7 protein-coding genes are annotated in these 7,219 nt (G+C 65.3%); all 7 read right to left on the bottom strand.

Annotation, left to right across the window (positions count from 1 at the left end; genetic code table 11):
* Positions 1 to 142: 142 nt before the first annotated feature.
* Positions 143 to 1,321, bottom strand: a complete 1,179-nt coding sequence (locus ADT71_RS07765) for a hypothetical protein (RefSeq protein ID WP_054436061.1) — start codon at positions 1,319 to 1,321, stop codon at positions 143 to 145.
* A 476-nt stretch (positions 1,322 to 1,797) separates the two neighbouring features.
* The gene (locus ADT71_RS07760) at positions 1,798 to 2,640 is read right to left on the bottom strand and encodes a SapC family protein (RefSeq protein ID WP_054436060.1); all 843 of its coding nucleotides are present in this window, start codon (positions 2,638 to 2,640) and stop codon (positions 1,798 to 1,800) included.
* Between the two features lie 350 nt (positions 2,641 to 2,990).
* Complete coding sequence (locus tag ADT71_RS07755; RefSeq protein ID WP_082370216.1) at positions 2,991 to 3,704, bottom strand: SDR family NAD(P)-dependent oxidoreductase; 714 nt, start codon at positions 3,702 to 3,704, stop codon at positions 2,991 to 2,993.
* Positions 3,697 to 4,911 carry an MFS transporter gene (locus ADT71_RS07750; protein ID WP_082370215.1) on the bottom strand — a complete coding sequence of 405 codons (1,215 nt, stop codon included), beginning with the start codon at positions 4,909 to 4,911 and terminating at the stop codon, positions 3,697 to 3,699. The genes ADT71_RS07755 and ADT71_RS07750 overlap by 8 nt, the downstream gene beginning before the upstream one ends.
* Before the next feature lie 55 nt (positions 4,912 to 4,966).
* Positions 4,967 to 5,716 (bottom strand): SDR family NAD(P)-dependent oxidoreductase, encoded by a 750-nt coding sequence (locus ADT71_RS07745; RefSeq protein ID WP_054436057.1) that lies wholly within the window; start codon positions 5,714 to 5,716, stop codon positions 4,967 to 4,969.
* Positions 5,716 to 6,264 (bottom strand): cupin domain-containing protein, encoded by a 549-nt coding sequence (locus ADT71_RS07740; RefSeq protein WP_054436056.1) that lies wholly within the window; start codon positions 6,262 to 6,264, stop codon positions 5,716 to 5,718. Before ADT71_RS07740 ends, ADT71_RS07745 begins: the two co-directional genes overlap by 1 nt.
* Positions 6,261 to 7,205: a fumarylacetoacetate hydrolase family protein gene (locus ADT71_RS07735; protein WP_054436055.1), complete on the bottom strand. Its 945-nt coding sequence runs from the start codon at positions 7,203 to 7,205 to the stop codon at positions 6,261 to 6,263. Before ADT71_RS07735 ends, ADT71_RS07740 begins: the two co-directional genes overlap by 4 nt.
* Positions 7,206 to 7,219 lie beyond the last annotated feature (14 nt).

Genomic DNA, 7,219 nt, shown 5'->3' with positions numbered 1-7,219 from the left:
GCAACACCGGCGCTGCCGCCGCCGCCGCCGACCGACTGCGCCAGCACCGCGCTGCCGCCGCCGCCGCCGACCGACTGCGCCAGCACCGCGTAAGAGCCGGTGCCGGAGGTCGAGGCATAGGCACCGGCGGCAAGATTCACGATCACGGAGCCCGCGTCGCTGCCCTGGCTGCCCGCGCTGCCGAGCGCCACCAGACCCACCGTGGTGCCGCCGTTGCCGCCGCCGCCGCCGATGGACTGCGCGAAGAAGGCAGGGCGAAATCGCCGGAAGTCTTGGTGGACGAATTGCTGCCGGCCGTGATCGTCGCGTCGCCGCCCGGACCGCCGGCGCCGCCGTTGCTGCCGTCGGCGAACAGGCCGCCGCCGCTGCCGCCATCGCCGCCCGAACCGCCGATGGATTCCGCGAGCACGCCGTGCGCGCCCTCGCCCTCGGTCTGGACCACACCGTTCTGGTTGACCCGGACGTCACCGCCCTTGCCGCCGTAGCTGCCGCCGCCGCTCGACGAGACGAGGCCCCAGCTACCGCCGCCGTCACCGGCCGAACCGCCGAGGCTCTGTGCGAGAATGCCGATCGAGCCTGCACCCTGCGTGGCGACCGTGCCGTTGTTCGTGGCCGTGGCGTCTCCGCCTACGCCCGGAGACCCGCCGCCTGAACCGCCGCCCGACAGGAAGCCGGAACCACCCGCGCCGCCCTTGCCCGACGAACTGCTGACGAGAATACCGTAGCTGTTGCTGCCGGTGGTCAGGACCTGGGCATTGCTGACGAGGTTGACGTCTCCGCCGACGCCGGCGTTGCCGCCCGAACCGCCGTCCGAACCAAGATAGCCGTTGCCGCCCTTGCCGCCGTCACCGCCGATGCTCTGCACGATGACGGCCGCCAGATTGTTCGACCGCGAGGTATAGGACCCCGAAATCGTCTGGTTGATGTCATCGCCCTTGGCGCCGGAGCCACCGTCCCCGGCGGAAATGAACAGCGCGCCGATATGGCCATTGCCGCCGTTCCGCCCGCGCAGGACCTTGCGGTAGATGCTGTCGTTGATGCCTGACTGGAACTGCACCTCGTCGGCGCCGGTGGCATTGGTGGCAGGCGCAATCGAGGTGACGGCGTCGGTCGTGCTGATCGTGTTGTCGGCAGAGCTTTCCAGCGAAACCGCGGTCACGGCGCCGCCCGCATCCGTGGTGACCGCGGTGACCGTGTAGGTCGTGCCCGAAACGTCGAACGTCTGTCCGACCTCGTCCGCGAGCAGGATAACGTTGTTGCCGTCCGTCTGCACCTGCATCGGCGGCAATTGCTTGGTGACGGTCTCGAACTCGCCGGTCACCGGGTTGAGGACCTGCGCGCGACCGGCGGCATGACGATCGGGGACGGCGTGGGGGCAGGCGCGGGGGATGGCGTCGGGGTTGGAGCGGCAGAAGCCTGAGCCGGCAGGACACCGCCGAATACCATCATCGCTGCAAGCGTCGCCACGGACGCGCTCGAACGCCAGGAACGGGACGGGCGGTCCTGCGCCGTGCTCGCGGTGGAACGGCCAGCGAAAGGTTCAGAAGTGTACAAGGTATGCCCCCCGGATGCCTGGTCGGCAAGTTGCCCGGCCCGCCCCCGGGGCGGGATTTCACAGCTGTACGACACGGGATCGCCAGCGGGGAATCCGGGACAACACTTAGAAATGAAGAGGAAGAATTTCTTACTTATCAGATTGTTAAGAAATTTTTTCCGGTTTGATTACGCGCACGCGAGTCAACGCCGCCCTCCCCGCTCCCATCGGGAGCAGGCAAGGCGGTGCCGGTCGGGTCGGTGTCAGGTGTCGCGCGCGACGGCCGCCAGGGCGTCCCACTTCGCTTGCGAAGCGATCTGCGCATGGATCGCGGGCAGCGCTCCCGCTTCGCGCAGCCGCAGGAACTGTTCGGAATCCAGCCCCTCGAACCGGGCGCGGTTCACGGTCACATATTCCACCAGCAGGCTAGGCTCGGTCGAATTCGGCGCCGTGTAATGGACCCGCTTGGGCTCGAACAGGTCGAGTTCGTCCAGAAGGGCAATGAGAACGCGGGTGCGTGCCTGAGCCGCTTCGTAATTCTCGCAGAAGTGCAGCGCCTGCAGCGTCAGTTCGGTAGGTTCGCCCTTTTCGAAAAGGACGACCGAATCTTCATCGCCCCTGTTCGCAACGCGGCCCGACGCGTGGTCGAGGCAGAGGATCAGGCGATCGCTTCCCTCGTCACGGGCGAAGACGAAGGGATAGCGGCGCAGGTAGGCCGGAATGTAGGCCCCCGCCTGATAGCGCCCTTCCGAAACGAAAAGGTTCCGCTCGGCTTCGAGGCCGGTAACGACGTAGGGCTGACGATCTTCGCCGAAGAACAGGATCGGATAGTCGAGTGCCGCGCGCTCGAACTCATCAACAGTGAGCTGGATCATCGGTGCGGTAGCGGCAAAGCCGAAATCGGTCGGCGCGACGACGACAGCTGCATCGGCGTGCGTGACGCTGTGTACAGGCCGCGGTTCGCGGTAGAGCGGCAGACTGCCGTTCACCTGCGGCTCAGCCACGGCCCCACCCGCGACAGCGCCTGCAACGGTGCCACCGACAGCGGCGTCAACACCGGCTGCCACATCGACGGCCTTGCGATTCTTTTGCTTAATTTCGGTCATGCCCCACCAAACTATAATGCCCCAAAATCACCCCCCCCGACAGATCGCACCCCAATCGCGCTATCCATCGGAATTCAGTGACTTATACAGTTTGCGGCCTAGGGAAAGGTAAACAAGGCCGCAAGGATGAATTCTATCGGACACACCAATCCGCGGTGCAATCCGGACATTTACCTATTGGCTAATATAGGAGGTAAACGGCCCCTGCGATTTCGCGGCGCCGAAATTGTGCGCGACACGGGCAATTGGGGGCTTCAAACCCTAACGCGGAGGGCACTGGTCCGGATGTTTCGGGGCAGCAAACACCGCCGGCACGATAGGCGGGCACGATAAGCCGCCTCTGGCCGCTGTCACCAACCCGTGGCGCCGGCATCGATCGCGATATCTGCAGCGGTAACGTAGCGGGCCTCGTCGCTTGCGAGCCAGGTGGCGGCCCATGCGATGTCCTCGGGCTCGCCGAGTCGCTTGAGCATGTTCTTCGCCAGAACCTGCTGCTCGAAGGCCGGGTCCGCCTCGAGGTGGCGCGCGGTGGCCGCGGTGCGGATGAAACCGGGCGCGATGGTGTTGGCGCGGATCCCATGCGGAGCGCCTTCCATCGCGAGCTGCCGCGTCATGGCCAGTACGCCTCCCTTGCCCGCACAATGCGCCAGCGCAGGAGAACCTTCAAGGGCATGACGGGCATTGGCGGAGGCGAAGTTGACGATGCTGGCCCTGCCGCTTGCCCTGAGCCACGGCCAGGCCGCGCGGGTCGCCAGATAGACGATGTCGAGTTCGCCGGTCAGCGTTTTCCGCCAGTCGGCATAACCAAGGTCCTCTATCCAGCCGAACACCGCAAAGGCCGCCGCGTTCACAAGTATGTCGATGCGCCCGCACGAAGCGCCGATTTCCGCAAATAGTGCGTTCGTGGCCGCTTCGTCAGTGAGGTCGCAGTTCCGATCCGTTCCCGAAAGGTCGACACCGATCACCGCGGCGCCCTCCTTGCGGAACATGTCCGCCACGCCTTCTCCGATGCCGTTCGCCGCACCCGTGACGACCGCGATCTTGTCGTTCAGACGCTCAGCCATGCGCCATCGCTCCGTTCCTGCCATGAGACGCGCGCGCAGCCAGCAAGGCGACGATCACGCCGCCCAGCGCCGCTATCGAGAGCACCGAGAAAGCGCCAAGCAAGCCCCCGATGCGCTGACCCGCGAAGGTCACCACGATGGGCGAAAGGAACTGGCCGAAAGCGAAAGCCGATTGCCAGAAGCCGGTTCCGCGTCCACGGAATTCGAACTTCAGGATCGACATGGACCACACCAGCAAGGTCGGCAGAAGCAGGCCCGCGCCTACCTGGTTGACGAAGCACCCGGCGAGAAAGCCCGGCACCGCGCCAGACCGGGCCATCAGCATGAAGCCCATCGAGAGCAGCGCGAATTCAAGGAGCAGCAGCCTGCCGACAGGCCACTTACGGCCCAGCCGCGAATAGAGGAAGGTGCCCAGCGGCACGCCGATCGAAGCGATCGAGGTCAGGAAACCTCGCTCGGCCGGGCTGGCGAGGCCCAGTTCGGCAAGCCCGCTCGGTGCCTGGATCTGCACCGTATAGAAGAACACCGAACCGTAGACGGTAATGGCAACGATCATCGCCATCCTTGCCCAGGGGAACCCCTCCCAAGAGCGGTTATGCGGCGCTGTATCGGCGCCCTCTTCCCCGGAGCCGTCCCCCGAGGGCTCCCAGGTGAACTTCCAGACCAGGACAAACATCACCAGCGCCGAGGCATAGGCCCAGAACGGCGTGCGCCAGCCACCCTCGCCCATGATACCGCCGAGGTTGAAGAAGAGCAGCGCCGACATCGAGGCGAAGGCGGTCTGCGCCGCCAGCCATTTGTCCCGCGAGGCACCCTTGTAATAGTCGCCGATCATCGTCGTCGAAAGCACGTAGATCAGCGCTTCGGCAATCCCCACGCCCACGCGCGAGATCAGGATATGCGTGAGGTCGGTCAGGAAGACCGGCATGACGCCAACAACCGCATAGAGCAGGAATGCCGCCAACAGAAGGCGCCGCCGGCCGAACCAGTCACCCAGCATCCCTGCGAGCGGACAGAGCAGCGCCACGCAGAGCGAAGGCAACGTCAGGACCATCGGCACCCAGTATTCGTGTCCGGGTACCGTGCGGTAATGCGCCATCAGATCGGGGATGATCGGCGTCAACAGCACGATCGCCATCGTTGTCAGCGTGATCGGCAGCAGCAGCGAGATGCCGGTCAGCATGCCCGGTTCATGATGGCGTGTCATTCTCTCCCTTTCCTTCGGCCGGTTCTCTTTCCGGCCTGATATCAAAGCGCTTTTTTCAGCTACCGTCGGTTATCAGCGTGCCGCCGTCCACCACGAGGTTGTGCCCGGTGACGAAAGCCCCTGCGTCGGAAGCCAGGAACACGGCAGCGCCTGCGACCTCCTGCGGCGTGCCGGGGCGGCGAAGCGGCGTCATCGCCATGCGGCGGGCCATGAAGGCCTCGTCCGCCAGCAAAGGTCCTGACAGTTCGGTGGCGATGAAACCGGGCGAGATCGCATTCACGCGCACCCCGCGCGGCCCCCACTCCACCGCCAGATTACGCGCCAGTTGCGCAACACCCGCCTTGGCGAGAGCATAAGCGTTGATTCGCCCGTTGCCCCTCAGCCCCGAAAGGCTGGAAACCAGCACCGCAGCCCCGCCGCCGCGCTCCGCGATTTTCGGCAGGGCCAGATTGCAGAGCGCGACCTGACTGGTAAGATTGATCGCCATGACACGGGCATAGTCGGCCATGTCGAGATCGGCGAAAGGCCCCGCCCTGCCGGTGATCCCGGCATTGCAGACAAGCACGTCCAGCCCGCCGAATTCAGCCACCGCGCGATCCACCAAGGCGGCCAGCGCCGCATCGTCGGTCACATCGCAAGGCTGGCCCGGCATCTCGAGTTCGGCAGCGACGCGTGCGGTGTCCTGCGCATCCTCGCTGGAGATCACCACGCGCGCGCCTTGTGCGATCAGCCCTTCGGCAATGGCGCGTCCGATCCCGCGTGTGGAGCCGGTGACGATCGCGCTTTTGCCGGAGAGGTCGAACATCAGCCCTTGTCCGCCGCCGCGTTGTAGACCGGATCGACCTGCTCGGGCTTGGCCTCGTCCAGCGGCACGCCGTTGTGGAGATAGGCCGGTGCCTCGATCAGGATGAAGGCGATCCGGCAAACCTCTGCGGTAGTATTGCGCCAGAGATGGTTGGTCCCGCGCTGGACGATGATGCCGCCTTCGCGCACAATCGTCTTGCGGCCGTCTTCCAGCTCCAGTTCGATCGTGCCCTTCAGCACGATGCCGTAATCGATCGAATTGGTGCGGTGCATAGGGCTCTGCTTGCCCGGCAGCATATCGACCACGCGGATCACCGATCCACCTTCGAGCGTGGTGCCGGTGGGGCGTTCGCGGCCTTCGGTCTCGTCGTTGTTGTCCGCAGGGACAGTGGCTGTGGTCCAGATCGTCAGGAACGAGGCATCGCCCGAGGGGATCATCTTCGTTGGCGTCACATCTTCGGAGCGGAACACCGCGCGGCCTTGCGCATCATGCCCGGTAACGACGCGCTGGATGGGCGGGAGGCCGGAATCGGATAGAACTTCACTCATGCCTTCACGACCTTCTGTTCGATGACGCCGAACGGCGCGCGGCCATCGGCAAGGGTTCCCTGCATCCGCACGGTGTCGCCAAAGCGCATGAATTCGGTGCGGGGCTCTCCGAAATCGACCAGTTCGATGCCGCGACGCTCGGCGATGCAGGAGGAGCCGATCTCGCGGTAGTTTGCGTTGGAGACGGTGCCCGATCCGATCACCGTGCCCGCCACCAGATCGCGCGTGGCGCAGGCGTGGGCGACCAGTTCGTGGAAGCCATGGCCCATCGGTTCGCCATTGGCGGCGCCGAAGCGCTGGCCGTTCCAGTCCACCAGCAGGTCCATACAGACGCGGCCATCGCGCCACTCACCGCCCAGTTCCTCCGGCGTGACCGCGAAGGGTGCCATCGAACACGGCGGCTTGGCCTGAACCCAGCCAAAACCGGTCTTCATCTCCGGCCCGGCCAACTTGCGCAGTGACCAGTCGTTGATCTGCACGATCAGGCGGATGTGCTTCATGCAGTCTGCCGCCGAAGTGCCCATCGGCACGGCATCGACGATCACGCCGAACTCGCCCTCGAAATCGATGCCGGTCTCTTCGGTGAGGAAACGCACATCCTCGGCGGGACCGTAGAATTTGTCGGAAGTGCCCTGATACATCAGCGGCTTGCCGGTTTTCACCGGCACCACGCCCAGTGCCTTGTCCATCAGATCGCCGTGGCAGGCGAAAGCGGAACCATCGAGCCACTGCCACGCACGCGGCAGCGGAGCACGCAGCAACGCGGCATCCAATTCTTCGGGAAACTCCGAAATCCCGGCCAGCACGGGCGCGACGAAGGCCCAGCTTTCCATCGCCTGCTGCAGCGTATCCACAGGCGCAGGCGCGAAACGGTCGCCCTCGGGCGAAACGACGACGAGGCGCCCGTCGGGGGTGCCGTCATCGAGAGTGGCGAGGCGCATTGTTCCTTGTTCTC

It is taken from the genome of Novosphingobium sp. ST904 (assembly GCF_001298105.1).
Lineage (GTDB): Bacteria > Pseudomonadota > Alphaproteobacteria > Sphingomonadales > Sphingomonadaceae > Novosphingobium.
Note: the sequence above shows the minus strand (reverse complement) of the source record. Positions and strands in the feature narration are given on the sequence as shown.